The organism is Corynebacterium sp. KPL2734, from assembly GCF_040225595.1.
GTDB lineage: Bacteria > Actinomycetota > Actinomycetes > Mycobacteriales > Mycobacteriaceae > Corynebacterium > Corynebacterium rhinophilum.
Genome location: NZ_JBEHFO010000001.1, coordinates 270,169 through 287,189, shown reverse-complemented (window position 1 = coordinate 287,189; position 17,021 = coordinate 270,169). Strand labels below are relative to the sequence as shown.

The 17,021-nt window shown below is 62.3% G+C and carries 16 protein-coding genes; 7 read left to right on the top strand and 9 right to left on the bottom strand.

The window, feature by feature from the left end; all coding sequences use genetic code 11:
* Positions 1–208: 208 nt before the first annotated feature.
* From ABRP88_RS01345 to ABRP88_RS01335, 3 genes are read left to right on the top strand one after another with little or no spacing between them, the layout of a single operon-like run.
* Positions 209–1,171 carry a 1-phosphofructokinase family hexose kinase gene (locus ABRP88_RS01345; protein WP_349835828.1) on the top strand — a complete coding sequence of 321 codons (963 nt, stop codon included), beginning with the start codon at positions 209–211 and terminating at the stop codon, positions 1,169–1,171.
* Between the two features lie 18 nt (positions 1,172–1,189).
* Positions 1,190–3,289 (top strand): PTS fructose transporter subunit IIABC, encoded by a 2,100-nt coding sequence (locus tag ABRP88_RS01340; protein ID WP_349835826.1) that lies wholly within the window; start codon positions 1,190–1,192, stop codon positions 3,287–3,289.
* Positions 3,290–3,344: 55 nt separating this feature from the next.
* Positions 3,345–3,614, top strand: coding sequence for an HPr family phosphocarrier protein (locus ABRP88_RS01335; protein WP_349835824.1), 270 nt, complete (start codon positions 3,345–3,347; stop codon positions 3,612–3,614).
* A gap of 129 nt (positions 3,615–3,743) precedes the next feature.
* On the opposite strand, the gene ABRP88_RS01330 is transcribed toward ABRP88_RS01335, so the two are convergent.
* The 3 genes from ABRP88_RS01330 to hflX form a co-directional block, all read right to left on the bottom strand.
* Entirely contained in the window at positions 3,744–4,787 is a 1,044-nt protein-coding gene (locus ABRP88_RS01330) for an HNH endonuclease signature motif containing protein (protein ID WP_349835823.1), read from the bottom strand.
* A 126-nt stretch (positions 4,788–4,913) separates the two neighbouring features.
* Entirely contained in the window at positions 4,914–6,194 is a 1,281-nt protein-coding gene (locus ABRP88_RS01325; RefSeq protein WP_349835821.1) for a uracil-xanthine permease family protein, read from the bottom strand.
* A gap of 32 nt (positions 6,195–6,226) precedes the next feature.
* Positions 6,227–7,735: a GTPase HflX gene (hflX, locus tag ABRP88_RS01320; RefSeq protein ID WP_349835820.1), complete on the bottom strand. Its 1,509-nt coding sequence runs from the start codon at positions 7,733–7,735 to the stop codon at positions 6,227–6,229.
* Between the two features lie 75 nt (positions 7,736–7,810).
* On the opposite strand from hflX, the gene ABRP88_RS01315 reads away from it, so the two are divergent.
* Both ABRP88_RS01315 and ABRP88_RS01310 read left to right on the top strand, forming a co-directional pair.
* Complete coding sequence (locus ABRP88_RS01315) at positions 7,811–8,620, top strand: hypothetical protein (RefSeq protein ID WP_349835819.1); 810 nt, start codon at positions 7,811–7,813, stop codon at positions 8,618–8,620.
* A 10-nt stretch (positions 8,621–8,630) separates the two neighbouring features.
* The gene (locus tag ABRP88_RS01310; RefSeq protein WP_284852011.1) at positions 8,631–9,179 is read left to right on the top strand and encodes a hypothetical protein; all 549 of its coding nucleotides are present in this window, start codon (positions 8,631–8,633) and stop codon (positions 9,177–9,179) included.
* A 5-nt stretch (positions 9,180–9,184) separates the two neighbouring features.
* Here the strand turns inward: ABRP88_RS01310 and dapF are convergent, their stop codons facing one another.
* The 3 genes from dapF to ABRP88_RS01295 are packed head-to-tail and all read right to left on the bottom strand — an operon-like array spanning position 9,185 to position 11,542.
* Positions 9,185–10,030: a diaminopimelate epimerase gene (gene dapF, locus ABRP88_RS01305; protein ID WP_349835817.1), complete on the bottom strand. Its 846-nt coding sequence runs from the start codon at positions 10,028–10,030 to the stop codon at positions 9,185–9,187.
* Positions 10,031–10,040: 10 nt separating this feature from the next.
* A complete protein-coding gene (gene miaA / locus ABRP88_RS01300) occupies positions 10,041–10,940 on the bottom strand; it encodes a tRNA (adenosine(37)-N6)-dimethylallyltransferase MiaA (RefSeq protein WP_284769650.1) in 900 nt (299 codons plus the stop codon).
* Complete coding sequence (locus ABRP88_RS01295; protein ID WP_284782123.1) at positions 10,922–11,542, bottom strand: protein-L-isoaspartate O-methyltransferase family protein; 621 nt, start codon at positions 11,540–11,542, stop codon at positions 10,922–10,924. Before ABRP88_RS01295 ends, miaA begins: the two co-directional genes overlap by 19 nt.
* A 136-nt stretch (positions 11,543–11,678) precedes the next feature.
* Between ABRP88_RS01295 and ABRP88_RS01290 the strand changes: the two genes are divergently transcribed.
* Positions 11,679–12,983, top strand: a complete 1,305-nt coding sequence (locus tag ABRP88_RS01290; RefSeq protein WP_349835816.1) for a DUF349 domain-containing protein — start codon at positions 11,679–11,681, stop codon at positions 12,981–12,983.
* On the top strand, positions 12,983–14,083 hold the full coding sequence (locus ABRP88_RS01285) for a GNAT family N-acetyltransferase (protein WP_349835815.1): 1,101 nt from the start codon (positions 12,983–12,985) through the stop codon (positions 14,081–14,083). Before ABRP88_RS01290 ends, ABRP88_RS01285 begins: the two co-directional genes overlap by 1 nt.
* On the opposite strand, the gene ABRP88_RS01280 is transcribed toward ABRP88_RS01285, so the two are convergent.
* The 3 genes from ABRP88_RS01280 to recX all read right to left on the bottom strand — a co-directional run bounded on the left by ABRP88_RS01280 (position 14,080) and on the right by recX (position 17,012).
* On the bottom strand, positions 14,080–14,706 hold the full coding sequence (locus ABRP88_RS01280; RefSeq protein ID WP_349835814.1) for an Rv2732c family membrane protein: 627 nt from the start codon (positions 14,704–14,706) through the stop codon (positions 14,080–14,082). The genes ABRP88_RS01285 and ABRP88_RS01280 overlap by 4 nt on opposite strands.
* A 23-nt stretch (positions 14,707–14,729) precedes the next feature.
* Positions 14,730–16,256 (bottom strand): tRNA (N6-isopentenyl adenosine(37)-C2)-methylthiotransferase MiaB, encoded by a 1,527-nt coding sequence (gene miaB / locus ABRP88_RS01275; RefSeq protein ID WP_349835813.1) that lies wholly within the window; start codon positions 16,254–16,256, stop codon positions 14,730–14,732.
* A gap of 156 nt (positions 16,257–16,412) precedes the next feature.
* Positions 16,413–17,012, bottom strand: coding sequence for a recombination regulator RecX (gene recX, locus ABRP88_RS01270; protein ID WP_349835811.1), 600 nt, complete (start codon positions 17,010–17,012; stop codon positions 16,413–16,415).
* Positions 17,013–17,021: the final 9 nt, after the last annotated feature.

Below are 17,021 nucleotides of genomic sequence, written 5' to 3'. Positions count from 1 at the left end.
GCGATACTTCCTTCGAAGATAGCGGCTTATTTATTTCCAGATCATCACAAATCCAACAGAAATGCAATGTATGCCACACGGTTTCTATTGACTTTCCAACACAATCGGGCAAGAATAAACATTAATGGCGGGCTTAAGCGCGTGTTCCAACCGGACCGACTGCGTGTGGCCCCCAATATACGCACTCTGCGAAAGGGATAAGTTCTCGATGATCCTCACGCTCACCCCAAACCCAAGCATCGACGCCACCCTGGCGCTCAATCAGCCTTTGACCTCAGGCGATGTTCACCGCGCCGCCAGTGTTACCCAGGTTGCGGGCAGTAAAGGCGTCAACGTCGCCCACGCGGTTCACCTCGCCGGGAAAGAAACCCTGGCCCTCTTCCCCGCCCGCGCGGCCGATCCGTTCATCAACCTCATCCACGACGTCGACCTCCCCTACGCCCACGTGAACATGGATGGCGGCGTGCGCGTCAATACCACCATCACCGAGCCAGATGGCACGACCACCAAGGTCAACGGCCCTGGCCCGCTGCTTTCCGATGCCACCCAAAAGCACCTCATCGCCACCCTTACCCGCCACGCCCAGTCCGCCGATTGGGTAGCCCTTGCCGGATCGCTTCCCAAGGGTGTTGACGCCGGGTGGTATACCGACCTCATCAAGGAAATCCGCACTGCCGCCCCGCAGGCGCGCATCGCCGTCGATACCTCCGATGCCCCGATGAAGGCCATCGCCGAGCAGCTCGATTCCGCAGCCCCGGATCTCATCAAACCCAACGGTTTCGAACTGGGGCAGCTCACCGGTCAGGATGGCCTCGCCCTCGAGCGCGCCGCTGCGGCCGGAGACTATAGCCCGGTCGTGGAGGCTGCTAGAGATGTCGTGAAGCGCAGCATCAAGGAAGTGCTTGTCACCCTCGGCGGCGCCGGCGCCGTGCTGGTAAACGCAGACGGCGCATGGGCTGCCACCCCGCCTCCTGCCACGGTGAAATCCACGGTCGGCGCGGGTGATGCCGCGTTGGCCGGATACCTATTAGGGCGCACGCAGGGGCAAGGACCGGCAGATTCCCTTGCGCTCTCGGTGGCTTATGGCACCGCTGCGGCCGCAAAACCGGGCACCCAATTCCCCCGCCCCGAAGAACTCGATACCGCCCACACCTCCATCTCCGCTCTATAGCTAAAGGAGCCTTCCATCATGGCATCCGATCTCATCACTACCGAACTGGTAGCGCTCGACGCCGACTTCGGCGATAGCGTCGATTCCGTAATCACTAACCTCGCCACCCTGGTGCACGATACCGGGCGCGCAACCGAGGTCGAAGGCCTCGCCCAGCCCGCCATCGACCGCGAAGCCAAGGCCGGCACCGGCGTACCTGGAGGCGTGGCCATCCCCCACTGCCGTTCCGAGGCCGTCACCGAGCCGACGTTGGCTTTCGCCCGCCTGTCCCGCGGCGTGGATTTTTCCGGCCCCGACGACGATGCCCAGTTAGTCTTTCTCATTGCCGCACCTGCTGGCGGCGGCAAGGCCCACCTGCAGATTCTTTCCAAGCTCGCCCGCGCCCTCGTGCGCAAGGACTTCCTAGAGGCCCTGCGCACCGCGACGACGAAGGAAGAAATCGTCAAAGAAATCCTCGCCGTCGTCAACGCGGAAAAGCCGAAGAAGAAAAAGCAGGACAACGCGGAGGCTGCTGCAGGTGGGGCAGCGGAAGCGGCATCGGAAAGCGCGGGAGACTCGGCACAAGCTACCCGCATCGTTGCCATCACGGCCTGCCCGACCGGCATCGCGCACACCTACATGGCTGCCGATGCCCTCACCCAGACCGCCGGCGAGCGCGACGACGTCGATCTCACCGTCGAAACCCAGGGCTCGTCCAATAACGAATCGGTCTCGCAGTCCACCATCGACGCTGCCGATGCCGTCATCTTCGCCACGGACGTCGGCGTGCGCGACCGTGAGCGCTTCGCGGGCAAACCCGTCATCGAATCCGGCGTCAAGCGCGCCATCAACGAGCCCGGCAAGATGCTCGATGAAGCCATTGCGGCGGCAAAGAACCCGAACGCCCGCAAGGTCTCTGGAACGGCCTTACCTTCCTCCGCCGAAGAAGAGGGCCAGTCGCTAGGTTGGGGCAAGCGCATCCAGCAGGCGATTATGACCGGTGTGTCCTACATGGTGCCGTTCGTCGCCGCCGGCGGCCTGCTGCTCGCCCTCGGATTCCTCTTCGGTGGCGCCGATATGGCCAATGGCTGGCAGGCGCTTTCCACCAATTACTCCCTGTCCAACCTGCCGGGCAATGAAATCATCGTCGACGGCGAGACGATGTCGTTCGAGCATTCCGGCTACTCGCTTTATATAGGCGCGGTACTCTTTGCCATCGGCCAGGCCGCAATGGGCTTTATTGTCGCCGCACTTTCTGGCTATATCGCCTACGCCCTGGCCGGACGCCCGGGTATTGCGCCGGGCTTCGTCGGCGGTGCTATCGCCGTAACGCTCGACGCGGGCTTTATCGGTGGCCTGGTGACCGGTTTGTTGGCCGGCTTTATCGCCCTGTGGATTGGCAATTGGAAAGTCCCGCGCTGGCTCGGTTCCCTCATGCCGGTGGTCATCATTCCGCTTTTGACCTCCCTGGTCGTTGGCCTGGCGATGTACCTGTTGCTCGGCGCCCCACTGGCCGCGCTGATGGAGGGCCTGCAAAATTGGCTGTCTTCCATGTCTGGGTCTTCTGCCGTAGTGCTCGGCATCATCTTGGGCCTGATGATGTGCGTCGACCTGGGTGGCCCGGTCAACAAAGCCGCCTACCTCTTTGCCACCGCAGGATTGTCCACTGGCGATGCAGCCTCCATGCAAATCATGGCCGCTGTCATGGCCGCCGGCATGGTTCCACCCATCGCACTGTCCTTGGCAACCTTCATTCGCAAGTCACTGTTTACTCCTGCTGAGCAGGAAAACGGTAAGTCCGCCTGGCTGCTCGGCCTGTCCTTCGTCTCCGAAGGCGCCATTCCGTTCGCCGCGGCCGATCCGTTCCGCGTCATCCCTTCCATGATGGCCGGTGGTGCCGTGACGGGTGCTATCTCCATGGCTCTGTCGGTCGAGTCCCGTGCTCCGCACGGTGGTGTCTTCGTCGCCTTCGCTATCGATCCGTTCTGGGCTTACCTGGTCGCAATCCTTGCCGGCGTGGCGGTATCCACCGTCGCAGTCTTGGCCATGAAGCAATTCTGGCCAAATAAAACCGTCCAACAAGCTGCTCAAAAGGCTGCTCCAGAGTCCAAGACCGGTTCCCAGAACGTGGCGGCATAAACCAAACACTCGTACACTGGATCACGATAAATTAACCACAGAAAGGATAAATTCCATGGCTTCCAAGACTGTAAAGGTCGGCTCCTCCGTAGGACTGCACGCACGTCCTGCCTCCATCATTGCTGACGCTGCCGGCGAATTCGACGAGGACATTTTCCTGAACCTTGTTGGTGAAGATGACGATAACGAAACCGACGCCGCTTCTTCCCTGATGATCATGGCCCTCGGTGCTGAGCAGGGCGACGAGGTCACCGTTACCTCTGACAACGAAGAAGCCGTTGAGAAGATCGCGAGCCTCATCGAGCAGGATCTTGATGCTTCCTAAACGCTGCTGCTCATAACTAGCGTTTAAGCACGATTCGTACGCTCCTCGCCTTGATGGCGGGGAGCTTTTGCGATCCGCAGGCAGTTCTTCGCTGCCCCTGTGAGCAGATTTAACTCGTTAGTGCAGCACTCAATTGCGGCCAGTGTTCGATGGCCTGTCGTTTCCGTTAGGGCTTCCGGGAGGCGTGGCCCCGGGAGGAAGCCAACGAACCTTTCCTTGTATTCGGGCCAATCGCCCGCGCCGCGGTGGCGCCTTCGGGTCATCGTCGTTAACGCCGTTGTGGTACGGGCAGCAGGTAGCGAGATTAGCGGAATTGGTATTGCCACCGTGCTGCCAGCTTTCTAGGTGGTGGATCTGGCACTCATCCGCAGGATAGTTGCACTTTTCCCAGGGACATACGGGATTGACTGCGGCAGCCATCAACCGTTGCTTCGCGTTGGCGAACCGGGACGTGCGGTACAAATTGACCGGCCCTTCAACGGGATGCACAAGCGTGATGTATCCGTGATCGCTTAAAACCCGGCTCACGAGGTCAGCGCCGCTGATTCGCGAGCCATTGGTGAGCTGCAGGGTTATTTCCTCGCCATCGCCGTCAACGATGCGATCGAGCTCGTCCAAGGTGATGACCACCTGCGTGCTCGCAGTGGTGCGCGCCCCAGATTTCCCGCCGAAGAAGATGGACTTAACTGAGTCCAGTGGGCTCTGGTTATCAAGGGCGGCGTGCATATCGGCGACATCGGCGGATTCCCCGGTAATGGTCAACGACCACGGTCCGCGCGGCCGGCGGGTAATGCGCACTCCTTTCTTGGGAGTGCGGGGCGGTTGGAGCTCCCGCAACATGGCGCGCGCCCGTTTGCGCAAGGCCGTGGCGCTGCCGCGAAATTTACACAACTCGGAGCGCACGGCCCAGGCATCGCGCTGGGTGCGAGCGCGCAGTGCGAATTTCTCGATCAGGGTGAGCACGTCTAGTGGGTGCGTCGTCGAGCGGGCCGTGCGTTGCTTGGCGCTAAAGGCACTGCGGCCAAAATAGATATCGCAAAGCTGCACCAAATCGCGCGCGGCGACGTCGCTGGCACCGCGCTGCACCAAGTCGCGCTCGCTTAAGCCCTGGGCGGCGGCGATGATGTCCATCCCCTGGCCCAGCGCGGATAAGTAACGGTCGAGTGCGTTCATGCCGCCTAGTACAGCGCAAAACCCTGCGCAGCCGCGACCGCACGCACGAAGGCCTGTGGATTAGGCTGCAAACCGTACCGCTACGACCCTATTTCGCGGCGGGTTCAACAAAGTTATCCACAGAATTTAGTACTTGGCGCCGTTACCTTCGCCCACGGTTTCGTACAGCTTCCGCATGATCGGATAGGCAACGATGATGCCGACCGAGCCCCAGGCGATGCCCTCCAAGCTCACCCCGCCCACGGTCAGCGTCAGGTTACCGATGCCCGCGATCAAGGCCACCGCGGCCGCGGTCAGGTTCACCGGGTTATTGAAGTTGACCTCATTATCCATCCAGATGCGCACGCCCAGCATGCCGATAAGGCCATAGAGCACGAGGGTTGCCCCACCGAGCACGCCGGTAGGGATGGTGAAAATCAGCGCGCCGAACTTCGGGACGAAGGCCAGCAAGATTGCGGTTAAGGCGGCGACCCAATACGCGGCGGTGGAATAGACGCGCGTGGCGGCCATGACGCCAATATTCTCGGCATAGGTGGTGGTACCGGAGCCGCCGAAGCCGCCGGCGAGGGAGGAGGCGAGGCCATCGGCAATCAGCGCATCGCCGGCAAGATCGTCTAAGTCGCGGTTGGTCATCTCGGAGACAGCCTTAACGTGCCCGACGTTTTCCGCAATCAGCACCACGAGCACCGGCAGGGCCACGGCGATGGCCGAAAGATGGAACTCAGGGGCATGGAATTCGGGCAGTCCTACCCACGGGGCGGCATCGATGGCGGCCTTGGCATCCTCGCCCAAGTTGCCGGTCAGGGCGGCGAAAATCCAGCCGACGACCACTCCGATGAGGATGGACAGGCGCGATACCATGCCGCGCCCGGCCACAGTGGCCAAGAGAATAACCAGCAGCGTAATGCCTGCTACCAACGGCTGGCTGGCGAAGTTTTCGGCCGCATTCGGCGCCAAGTTGAGCCCGATGAGCGCGACGATGGCGCCGGTAACCGCCGGTGGCATCACCGCATCGAGCACCCGCCTGCCGGCAGCCTTGACCACGATACCGACCGCCACCAGCACCAAACCGGTCACCAGAATGGATCCAGCCTGCGCCGCGATCCCGTATTGCTGCGAGGCTGTCAGCGGAGCGATGAAAGCAAACGACGAGCCCAAGTAGGACGGCAGGCGATTGCGCGTAATCAGCAGGAAGAGGATGGTGCCGATGCCGGAAAATAGCAGCGTGGTATTGACCGGAAATCCGGTCAGGGTGGGCACCAGCAGCGTGGCACCAAACATCGCCACCACATGCTGCATGCCGATGCCAATGGTTCGGCCCCAGCTTAAACGTTCCTCGGGCGCGACCACGGCGCCTGGTGCAATCTTCTTACCGTCGCCGTGGACGGTCCAACCTAGTATGCTCACGAACCACCATTATGGGCCATGGAGCACGAATTTTAGGAATCTTCCTCCACGATGAATTCGGCGAGCTCGCGGGCGGTGGTGGCGGGCAGGCGGACATCGACAAGCGTGCCATTTTCGGTATATTCCTCGCTGCGCACGGTGCCCTCGGCGTGCACGCGGGAGACGACATCGCCGCGGGTGAAGGGAACCTGCAGCTTAACGTGACTATCGCGGGAGTTGAGGAAGAGCTCCACGCGCGCGCTCAGCTCGTCGATGCCCTCCCCCGTGCGCGCCGAAACATAGACGACGTCCTCATGATCCAGGACGTGGCGCAGCTCCGCAAGCACGAGCGGCTCGGCCTGGTCAATCTTGTTGATCACGATGATTTCCGGCGGGGCCTGCTCACCAGTCTCGCTGACGATATCGTAGATGACCTTATTGACCGCCTCGATTTGCTTGAGCGGGAACGGGTCCGATCCGTCCACGACGTGCAGCATAATATCGGCGGCGAGCACCTCTTCCAGGGTGGATTTGAAGGCCTCCACTAGCTGGGTGGGCAGGTGGCGGACGAAGCCGACGGTATCGGTGAAGACGACCTGGCGGCCATCGGCAAGCGAGGCGCGGCGCGTGGTGGGATCCAAGGTGGCAAAAAGCGCGTCTTCCACAAGCACGCCCGCGTTCGTCATGGCATTAATGAGCGAAGATTTGCCGGCGTTGGTGTAGCCTGCGATGGCGATCTGAGCGATCGTGGAGGACTGGCGCCGAGAGCGCTTGACCTCGCGGGCGGTTTTCATCCCGCGCAATTCCTTGCGCAGGCGCGCCATCTCGGTGCGGATGCGCCGGCGGTCGGTTTCGATCTTGGTTTCACCGGGACCGCGCAGGCCCACGCCGCCATTAGAACCGGCGCGGCCACCGGCCTGGCGCGAAAGGTTGCCACCCCAACCGCGGGTGTGGGTATAGAGGTATTCCAGCTGTGCTAGCGAGACCTGCGCCTTGCCCTCCTTGGACTTTGCGTGCTGGGCAAAGATGTCCAAGATGAGCATGGTGCGGTCGATGACCTTAGTATTCAGCGCCCGCTCGAGCGCCGTGAGCTGGCCGGGGTTTAGCTCACCATCGCAGACGACGGTATCGGCCCCGGTGGCCTCGACGATATCGTGGAGCTCTTTGACCTTGCCCGAGCCGATGAAGGTGCCCGGGTCGGGTTTATCGCGCTTTTGGTAGATCATTTCGACTACGTCGGCGCCGGCGGTCTCGGTTAGGGCCGCCAGCTCATCCATCGTGGCTTCGACCTCCGCTACGGTGCCTTCGGTCCACACGCCCACGAGGATAACGCGCTCGAGGCGCAGTTTTCGGTATTCCACCTCGTAGCCATCGGTGGTGTCCTCGGCGCGGATGGAGGTCTCGCGGGTAACGCGGCGGAAGGCGTTGCGTTCGGCCAAATCTAGATCGCCGCTGGTGGGCGTGGTTTCCTGCGGGGTATCCGCGTGGTCGCGGAAGGCCTGGGCGAGAAGTTCATCCTTGCTCGCGGAGCTATCAGAATTCTGCGGGGAAAATTTGTTCATATTGCTATCTATTTTGGCACGTTAGGCGGCAAAACGGGAATTGCGGTTTCCGGGCGTACTGGACAAAGCGATACAATGGTGGCTATGGAAACCACGCAGCCTAGGCCAACGACTACTACCCAGAAAAAGAATACCGAAATGCAGGCCATCGGCTTGGATTTCGAACGCTGGCAGGACGCGGTCGAGGCAGCCATCGCCACGGACCACCTTGCCGTCACCGGTGAGGTCCGAGGTGGCCAACTCATCCAATACGGCGACCCCTCGGGCGCCCAGCTTAATATCTTGGCGGTAGAGCCCTACGCCACCTTTATTGGTTTCGATGCGGTCACGCAGGGCTTTGCCCACGTGGAGATGTTTAATGACGTTCTAGCGATCATGGACATCATCGATCCCTTCGGCACGCCGCTGGCCCAGGTCACGGCGAACCTCGCGCAGGGGCCACTGTTGGCAGAAGAACCGCGGCAGGAATGGCAGCAGGTATCGCTGACCGCCATGGGACTGGATATCACCACCTACGACTCCCCTTCTGCCTACGAGGCCAAGACCGGTGAGTACCCCGCCCTTTTTGAATCCGAAGGTGCACGCGTGATCGCCTCTGGCTCCGGCGCGCAGGCCCCCACGCCGGCGGCTACTTTTGCCGCCCGGGTGATGGAAGCCGAGTGGCGCACCAATGAACTCACCGGCGAAAAGTTCGCGCACCTCGTCATGGACGGGCTATTCCCCTTCGATCTCTGCCTGCCGGCGGACCGTGGCGAATTGCCGGCCAAGGATACCGTAATCTCCGGTACGGCCCTGCTCACCGCCGCTATTGACATGCCGTCTGGCGGCTGCGGCGATGGCGGATGCGGTTGTGGATCCGGCGGTTGCGGCTGCGGCGGGCACTAGATTTTAGGCCATGGCTTTCCTTAGCGATCCGCAAAACCGGAGGACACTTGTCTTTATCCTCCTGGTCCTTTGCGCGATCGCGATTGTTGCCACGCTAAAACTGCCCGGCCTCATCATCGCCGCCATGCTGGTGGGCGCGGGGTGGTTTATGCTGCGCACGCGCCCCGATACCGCGGAACGGAGGGCCCTGCGCAGCTCCATCTCGCTTTCGGCGGACGATATCCAGGACGTCATCGCCGAATTCGAGGAATTCGAAACCTCCACAGAGGCGGAGCCACTGGCGGATCGCACGCTGTACCGGCCGGCGCTGCTCGACCTCGACTGCTCCCACCCCGCCATCGATGCGTTCCACTACGAATTAGCCGGGGCGCGCCGCTTCCTCCGCCGCCTCAATATCAGAATCCACGCCCACGGCATGCGCACGCAGGAGTTAGAATCACTCCTCCGCGTCACCGATGAGCGCGCCCGCGAGCTGAAAGAATCGTGGCTGGCGGCCCGCCGCGCGGCCTTCCGGCTCGGCCCGGATTACCGCACGCGCCAGATCGACGACGGAAACTAACGCCTCTACAGGCTCGTTTCGCCCGTAGCCACGATGGCGGACGGGCCCGTCAAGCGCGTACCGCCGTCATAGACCTCGACGGTGACCTCGCCGCCAGGAACGTGGACGTGGACGGTGCCAAGGGCTTGGGCGGCATCGGCAAGCGCGGCGGTAGCTGCCGCGACCGTACCCGTGCCACAAGACTGCGTCTCCCCAACCCCGCGCTCGAAGACGCGCATATGCACCTGCCCCTCCCGCAGTGGGGTGACCAGCTCAAAGTTGACCCCACCCGGGAAGAAGGATTCATCATAGACCGGCGCCGTGAGTTCCTTGGTAGCCAATGCTTCCGGTTCCAGGCCTGGGATGACGGCCGCGAGGTGCGGGTTGCCCATATCCACCCCGAGTCCGGCATAGGACTCACCGCCCACGGAAGCGGTGGACACCCCGGTCACGCGCGCCGGCCCCATCTCCACGGTGACGCTCGCGTCAGTGGCATCGCAGGAATGCACCGTTACTTGCTTGGCGCCCGCCCGGGTGCCGATGGTGAATGCGTCCTCGCTAACCAAGTCGTGCGAGCGCAACCAATGGGCAAAGACGCGGGTGCCATTGCCGCACATTTCCGCTACGGAGCCATCGGCGTTGCGGTAATCCATGAACCAATCGGCAGCGTCCACCCCGTCCGGCAAGGCCGCCAGCTCGCCCGCGTCCACGAGTGCGCCGGCCCGGACCACCCGCAGCAGGCCATCGCCGCCGATTCCTGCTCGGCGGTCACACAGCGCCGCCACGCGCTCCGGTGCAAACGGCACGTCGGCGTCGAAGTCTTCTACGATGACGAAGTCATTTTCAGTTCCATGGCCTTTGGCAAATTTCATGCCTTCTACCCTAGCGCCGAAGCGCGTGCAAAGCCTCGGCGGTAGTATCGCCCGCGGCATCGAGCCAGGTAATGCGCTTATCGCGGTTGAACCAGGAACGCTGGCGGCGCACGTACCGGCGGGTGCCAGTAATCGTGCGTTCTACCGCATCCTCCCACGTCAGCTCGCCGCGCTGGGCTTGTAGCACCTGCGCATAACCAATCGCGCGGCCGGCGGTGGAATCGGCCACAAGCCCCTTGTCCTGCAGGCGCTCTACTTCTTCGACGAGGCCTTGCTCAAACATGAGGCGCGTGCGCTTTTCGATGCGCGGGTTCAACCACTCGCTATCTGTGCGCAGCCCCAGCAGCTTGGTTCCCCACCGAGGCGGGCCATTCTTCGGCGGCTGGCTGGCCTTAAAGGGCTTGCCGGTCAGCTCGATGACCTCGAGTGCCCGGACGGTGCGCCGGGGGTCTTTGTCCTCAATAATGGCGGCTGCGGCCGGATCGACGCGTGCCAGCTCGGCGTGGAGTGCGTCGGTTCCGATATCGGCGCGGCGGGCCTCGTATTTGGCACGGACCTGCGGGTCGGTGGGCGGGAATTGCCAATCATCCACCAACGCCTGGGCATAGAGCATGGATCCGCCGACGAGGATGGGCGTCTTACCGCGGGACATGATGTCCTCGATATCGCGCAAGGCCGCCTGCTGATAGCGCGCCACGGAGGCGGTTTCCGTCACGTCCCAGACATCGAGCTGGTGGTGCGGAATGCCTTCGCGCTCTGCGGGGGAAAGCTTTGCGGTGCCGATATCCATGCCGCGGTATAGCTGCATGGAATCGACATTGACCACTTCCCCACCCAGTTCATGGGCTAGGGCCAGCCCGAGCGCAGATTTGCCGGAGGCGGTGGGGCCAACTACTGCGATGGGGCGCATATTACCTCCCAACCAGCCACGTAGCGGCCTACTCCGAGGGTGGCATCCGTCGCCCGCACCTGCGCGCGCTTGGGCGTGCAGCCAGCAAGCTCCAACCAGAGCTCCGGCTCTTCCACGCCACGTTGCTGAAGCCACTCGGCATTGCTGCTTGCCGATGCCCCCATCAGCACCTCCTCGCACCACCGGTGCGCCTCCTGCGCGCCGGGGATAAGGGCCAGCGGTGCCCTCTCGGTAAGACCTGCGCTGCCGTCTGCGACCACAACGCTCAGGACCTTAGGGTCTGGCGCGCCCAGGCGATCGCGGCTATCGCGGACCGTTATCTGTGGGACCGTGGATAAGACGTAGTGGGCCATGATCTCTGGCAGGTAGCTTCCGGCGCCCACGTGCACCTGGTGAGCACCCCATGCGCGCAGGCTTCCGGTATGGCTGGTATGCCAGCGTGGAGAGCGGGATCCGATAATTTCTGCCTCGTTAATGCCGGCGGCAGCGGCTTCAACCGCGAGCGTGCGCGCCGCCGCGAGCAGTGCCCGCGAGGCGGCGTCGTTGGGAGCTAGCTCGACTGCCAGCGCCGGCGAGGCGGGCATAACCATGAGATTGAACATTATTCCTCCATACTATCTACCCAAGAGGAGGTAATTAAATAGATTCTAGGCACACAGCGATTTTTCGCGGTAATGTAACCAGTGATTTCATCCGGCAGCCGTGACGCGCGGCGATATATGTCTAGGAGGGCTTTCCATGTCTCCCACCCCTACTCCAGGTTCCATGCCCAAGAAGGGCCCCCGCCCTACAGCCAAGCCCGTGCCCGTTCAATCTCCGAGCAAGAACGATCCAGCCAAGTGGGGGCGCGTCGATGCCGATGGGTCCGTCTTCGTTTCCGCCCCCGAGGGCGAGCGCAAGATTGGGGAATGGCAGGCAGGCTCTGCGCAAGAGGGCCTCGAGCACTTCGGCGCCCGCTATGACGATCTAGCCACCGAGATCGAGCTTTTGGAGGCTCGCCTGCGCGCCAACCCCAGCGAAGCCGCAGGAATCAAGCAGACGGCCGCGGAATTGCGCGAGACCCTGCCTACCGCTGCGGTTATTGGCGATATCGCCGCATTGGATCGCCGCCTGGGCGCGGTTATCGATCACTCCGTTGTGGCCGGGGAGCAGGCGCAGGCGGATAAGGAAAAGCGCCGACTGGATGCCATTACGGCGAAGGAAAAGCTCGCCGCCGAGGCGGAAGAGATTGCCGAAAATTCCACCGAATGGAAGGCCGCCGGTGACCGCATCCGCGCCATTTTGGAAGAGTGGAAGCAGATTAAGGGCATCGATAAGAAGACCGATGACGGCCTGTGGAAGCGCTACTCTCGCGCCCGCGATGCCTTCAATAGGCGCCGCGGTTCGCACTTTGCAGAACTCGATCGCGCCCGCGCGGCGGCGCGAAAGAAGAAGGAAGAACTCGTCGAGCGCGCTGAATCCATCCAGGACTCCACCGACTGGGGCCCTACCGCCCGCGCCTACCGCGATCTCATGGCGGAGTGGAAGGCGGCTGGCCGCGCCCCGCGCGAGGTCGATGACCAGCTGTGGGCAAAGTTCCGCGCGGCACAGGACCGCTTCTTTGATGCCCGCAATGCCGTCAACGACGAGCGGGACCGCGAGTTCGCCGAAAACGCCAAGGCAAAGGACGCGCTGCTTGCGGAATACGATAGCCTGATTGACCCATCGCAAAGCATGGACAAGGCCAAGGCTAAGCTGCGCGAGCTGCAGGAAAAGTGGGAGGAAATCGGCTTTGTGCCCCGCAATCAGGTGCGCGAGTACGAATCCAAGATCGAGCAGCTAGAAAAGCGCGTCACCCAGGCGGAAGAATCCGAATGGCGGCGCACCGACCCTGAAGCGCAGGCTCGCGTGGCCCAGTTCCAGGCCAAGGTGGAAGACTTCAAGGCCCAGTCCGCGGCCGCGGAAGCTAAGGGCAAAGAGAAGAAGGCCGCGGAGCTGCGCGCGCAGGCGGAGCAATGGCAGGAATTTGCCGATGCCGCTGCCAATGCCGTCAACGATAAATAGTGCACCTCGTTCAGATTGCGCGCCCCACCCAGGTAACCGAGGCTGAACCGGCGGATTGCATCCGATCCTTTGTTTTCTGGGCAAACCTGGCGGCGCAGGAAGCCAGTGGGGATGCGGCGGCCTCGACCTCGCCTAGCCGCGTGGTGCACCGCCTGCAGGGTTCGGGCGAATCGCAAACCTACCTTTTCGCCGTGGTCGATGCGCCGGCGACGCTCGGTCCTGTCTCCGATCTTGGCCTGCCCCAAATCCCCGCCACCGCACCGAGCCCCGAGCTGGACTATGTAGGATTTATCCACATCAGCCTGCCGCTTTTAGAAGAGCGCAATGCCGCGGAAATCGAGTGCGTCCTCTGCGATCTGCCACTGCCCGGAGAACCCCTTGATGCCAAGGGGCAGAAGGTGGCTACCTGGATGGGAGATACCGCCTTAAAAATCACCCAACAGCTCGGCCGCAGCGTCGCGCACGTGGGTCTGCTGCACCCGCCGGAGACTTCGCCGGAGTACGACGCGATGGCAGAGGTCTATCAATCCTTAGGCTTTACGCAGCGCCATAGTGAGCGGCAACTAACCATCGATATTCCAGAACAACCGGCTGCTGCCCTCTTTCCGCCTGGGCTTTCGGCCGCGGTATGGCAGGACTATGCCATACCGGAAGAACACATCGACGATGTCATGCGACTTTTAACGGTCGCCTCCGCAGATGCCGATACCGGCACCCTGTCCACCGAACCCATCGTGTGGTCTCGGCAGCGGTTGGAGGAGGCGCACCAACGCCTGCGTTCGCGGCGCGGACATACGTTGCTCGTAGCGCTCATTGATGACGCCGGCGATATCGTGGCGCTAACCGAGCTGGCGCGCCACGAGGCGGCGGATCCGGAGGTCTGCGAATGGACCCTCACCGTCACCGACCGCGACCACCGCCGGCAAGGCTTGGCGCAATTGGCAAAACTCACCGCCCTGCACGAGGTCAATCAGGTCTGGCCGCAGGTGCGTCGCTGCTATTGTTCCGTCGCCGCCGGTGACGCAGCTATGAACGCGCTATACGCACGGCTCGGGGCGCGGGAAATCTCCCAATCCTCAGCCTGGGAGCTGCACCTTTAGCCCTCCTGCTGGTGACGGTGGCGCTCGGCGGCCTTCTTGCGGCGGTCATCGATAAGCATCTCCTGCGGCTGTGGGGACGCAATATCGGACTGGATTTTGCCTACCTCATCCAGCTGGCCCGCCGAGGCGCGGACCTTCTCCTCGGCCGCGCGTTGCTCCGGGCTGCGGCGCAGGGCGACGAGGCTAAAGCCCAAGAAGGCCAGGAAGGTGGCCAGCATGCCCACCCACATGCCAATGGCCGGGCCGTCTGCGGTGGAGCCGCGGTACCAAAAGCCCCACAGGTTGACGAAGAATGAAACCGTCACCATCATCCACGCAATCAGCCCGAGGGTGGCGCGGCGGGTCAGCAAGGTCGCCGTCGTCAGCACGCCCACGCCGAGTAGCGCGAGCCACGCGGAGACGGTTTCCATCAGCGAGATCTTCACCCCGTCATCGGTGGTGCCAAAACTCAGGACCTGCCACCCGTGGGCAGAGCCGGCATAAGGAACGATGAGGTAGACAATATAGGCCGCCACAGCGATCAACAGCATCAGCTGCTGCCCACGCAGATCCATGGTTTGTGCTGCTCGGCGCTCCGCCTGTGCCGCCTCCTGGGCGGCGCTGGTGGTATTTCGCTCTGTCATGGCACCCTAGCCTACTCCCCCGGTTAGCAGCCGCAGGAATCCGCTGTGGCAGCGCCGGCGGGCTTGCCGATGCCCGGCAGTCCCAACCCCACCCCAATGGGAGCGGTAGTGGGGGTTTGACCCGCCGCCGACATGTCGCCGGCCTTGGTGCGGGTGTGGGTGTTTACTGCGGCATCGGCAAGCAAGAAGAACGAGCCTGCACCGGTGACCTTGGTGCGCACGACGTCGCCTGGGCGAATCTCAGCGGAGATATCCGCGCCGTTGTCGTCGATGGGGCTAAAGTGCACGAGGCGCCCATCGCGGGCCCGACCCGACATGCGGTGGGTCTCGTCGTTCTTGCGCCCGCCTTCTGCCTGGACCAAGAGCTCCACCTCAGTGCCCACGAGCTTCTGATTCTCTTCTGCCTGGATGCTATCCTGCAGCGCAACGAGCCGCTCGAAGCGATCCTGGACGATTTCCTTAGGCACTTGGTTTTCCATCTCCGCCGCGGGGGTGCCAGGGCGCGGGGAATACTGGAAGGTAAACGCCGAGGCGAAGCGAGCGCGGCGAACCAACTCCATGGTGTCCTGGAAATCCTCTTCGGTCTCGCCCGGGAAGCCGACGATGATATCGGTAGTAATCGCCGCGTTTGGAATCTTCTCGCGAACCTCATCGAGGATGCGCAAGAACTTCTTCGTGCGGTAGGAACGGCGCATGTCCTTCAAGACCTTATCCGAGCCGGATTGCAGCGGCATATGCAGCTGCGGGCACACCGCCGGGGTTTCCGCCATGGCGTCGATGACATCCGAGGTAAATTCTGCCGGGTGCGGGGAGGTAAACCGCAGGCGCTCGAGGCCGTCGATCTTTCCCACCTCGCGCAGCAGCTTAGAGAAAGCGAAGCGATCGCGCGGCATTTCTGGATCGGCGAAATTCACGCCATAGGCGTTGACGTTTTGGCCCAGCAGGGTGACCTCAGAGACGCCCTGGTCCACCAGCGCTTGTACCTCGGCCAGGATATCGCCCGGCCGGCGGTCCTCTTCCTTACCGCGCAGGAAGGGAACGATGCAGAAAGTGCAGGTGTTATTGCAGCCTACGGACACCGACACCCAACCCGCGTAGGCGGATTCGCGCTTAGCGGGCAAAACCGAGGGGAACGCCTCTAGCGAATCGACGATTTCTACCTGGGCTTCCTCGTTATGGCGGGCGCGCTCGAGGAGGGTTGGCAATGCTGCCATATTGTGGGTGCCGAAGACGGCATCCACCCACGGTGCGTTGTCAAGGACAGTGTCTTTATCCTTTTGCGCAAGGCAACCGCCCACGGCAATTTGCATGCCTGGGTGGTTCTCCTTCGTCTTCTTCAATGCGCCCAGCGTGCCGTACAGGCGCTTGTCGGCGTTTTCGCGGACTGCGCACGTATTAAAGACGATCAGATCCGGCTCCGTGGCCTCGTCTGCGGCCGCGTAGCCAGCTTCCTCCAGCAGGCCAGAGATGCGCTCAGAATCGTGCACATTCATCTGGCAGCCAAAGGTTCGGACTTCATAGGTACGGGTTTCAGGAATTGTCTGCTCCACGTCGGCATAGTCTAGCCATCACCCAGAACAACTCATAACCGTCGCTGCTAGGCGCCCATGAAGGCTGGAAGATGAGACCGCGTTAGGGTGCGCACCCGCTGTGCGTGGGGATGCGCGCGCGAGTGCCTAGGTTAGTGTCCCACTAGGCGTACGGATTTAAGGAGAAGACAGCTCCTCGCACCGTTCCTCGAGGGCGCTAATGGCAATGTTCAAAGACATTCCCTCGTTGAACCCACGGCGCGCCAATACGCCTACGATTCTGCGCAGCGCCTTATCCCGTTCCTTCCTATCTGCAGGAACGGATTTCAGGCTGCGCGCCTTCTTTTCCGCCAAGGCTCGGGCCATAGCTTCTTCATCGGCGGCATCTATCTGCTCGAGGGCTTCGTCTCTATCCGCTTGGCTTACGCCCTTGTCTCGGAGCTCGCGGTCGAGGACGCTGCGCGATTTCCCCCTCCGCTTGTGCCGCTGCCGCACCCATTCGGCGGCAAAGGCGGCATCGTTAATGAGGCCCGCATGCGCTAAGTCATCGAGGACATCTTCAACCACCTCGGGGTCGAATTCGGCTTGTACTAGACGGTCATACAATTCCTGACGGGATCGCGAACGTTGATCCAGCAAACCCAAGGCGCGGGAGCGAACCTTGGATTTTGCCTCTTCGGCCTCCCGATCAAAAAGCCCGCCCCCGGCTTCTCCTTTTTCATAGGCCTCAAGGGCCTGGCGGAGTTGCTCTAACTTTTCAGGGGCGGGTTGATTCATAGCGCGGGT

What these genes read in the sequence shown, in the direction of transcription:
- recX (WP_349835811.1), bottom strand. Translation starts at nt 17,012, where the DNA reads ATGAATCAACCCGCCCCTGAAAAGTTAGAGCAACTCCGCCAGGCCCTT.
- ABRP88_RS01330 (WP_349835823.1), bottom strand. Translation starts at nt 4,787, where the DNA reads ATGAACGCACTCGACCGTTACTTATCCGCGCTGGGCCAGGGGATGGAC.
- ABRP88_RS01315 (WP_349835819.1), top strand. Translation starts at nt 7,811, where the DNA reads ATGGTGGCTATGGAAACCACGCAGCCTAGGCCAACGACTACTACCCAG.
- ABRP88_RS01280 (WP_349835814.1), bottom strand. Translation starts at nt 14,706, where the DNA reads ATGACAGAGCGAAATACCACCAGCGCCGCCCAGGAGGCGGCACAGGCG.
- ABRP88_RS01345 (WP_349835828.1), top strand. Translation starts at nt 209, where the DNA reads ATGATCCTCACGCTCACCCCAAACCCAAGCATCGACGCCACCCTGGCG.
- ABRP88_RS01340 (WP_349835826.1), top strand. Translation starts at nt 1,190, where the DNA reads ATGGCATCCGATCTCATCACTACCGAACTGGTAGCGCTCGACGCCGAC.
- ABRP88_RS01335 (WP_349835824.1), top strand. Translation starts at nt 3,345, where the DNA reads ATGGCTTCCAAGACTGTAAAGGTCGGCTCCTCCGTAGGACTGCACGCA.
- ABRP88_RS01290 (WP_349835816.1), top strand. Translation starts at nt 11,679, where the DNA reads ATGTCTCCCACCCCTACTCCAGGTTCCATGCCCAAGAAGGGCCCCCGC.
- dapF (WP_349835817.1), bottom strand. Translation starts at nt 10,030, where the DNA reads ATGAAATTTGCCAAAGGCCATGGAACTGAAAATGACTTCGTCATCGTA.
- ABRP88_RS01295 (WP_284782123.1), bottom strand. Translation starts at nt 11,542, where the DNA reads ATGTTCAATCTCATGGTTATGCCCGCCTCGCCGGCGCTGGCAGTCGAG.
- ABRP88_RS01310 (WP_284852011.1), top strand. Translation starts at nt 8,631, where the DNA reads ATGGCTTTCCTTAGCGATCCGCAAAACCGGAGGACACTTGTCTTTATC.
- hflX (WP_349835820.1), bottom strand. Translation starts at nt 7,735, where the DNA reads ATGAACAAATTTTCCCCGCAGAATTCTGATAGCTCCGCGAGCAAGGAT.
- miaA (WP_284769650.1), bottom strand. Translation starts at nt 10,940, where the DNA reads ATGCGCCCCATCGCAGTAGTTGGCCCCACCGCCTCCGGCAAATCTGCG.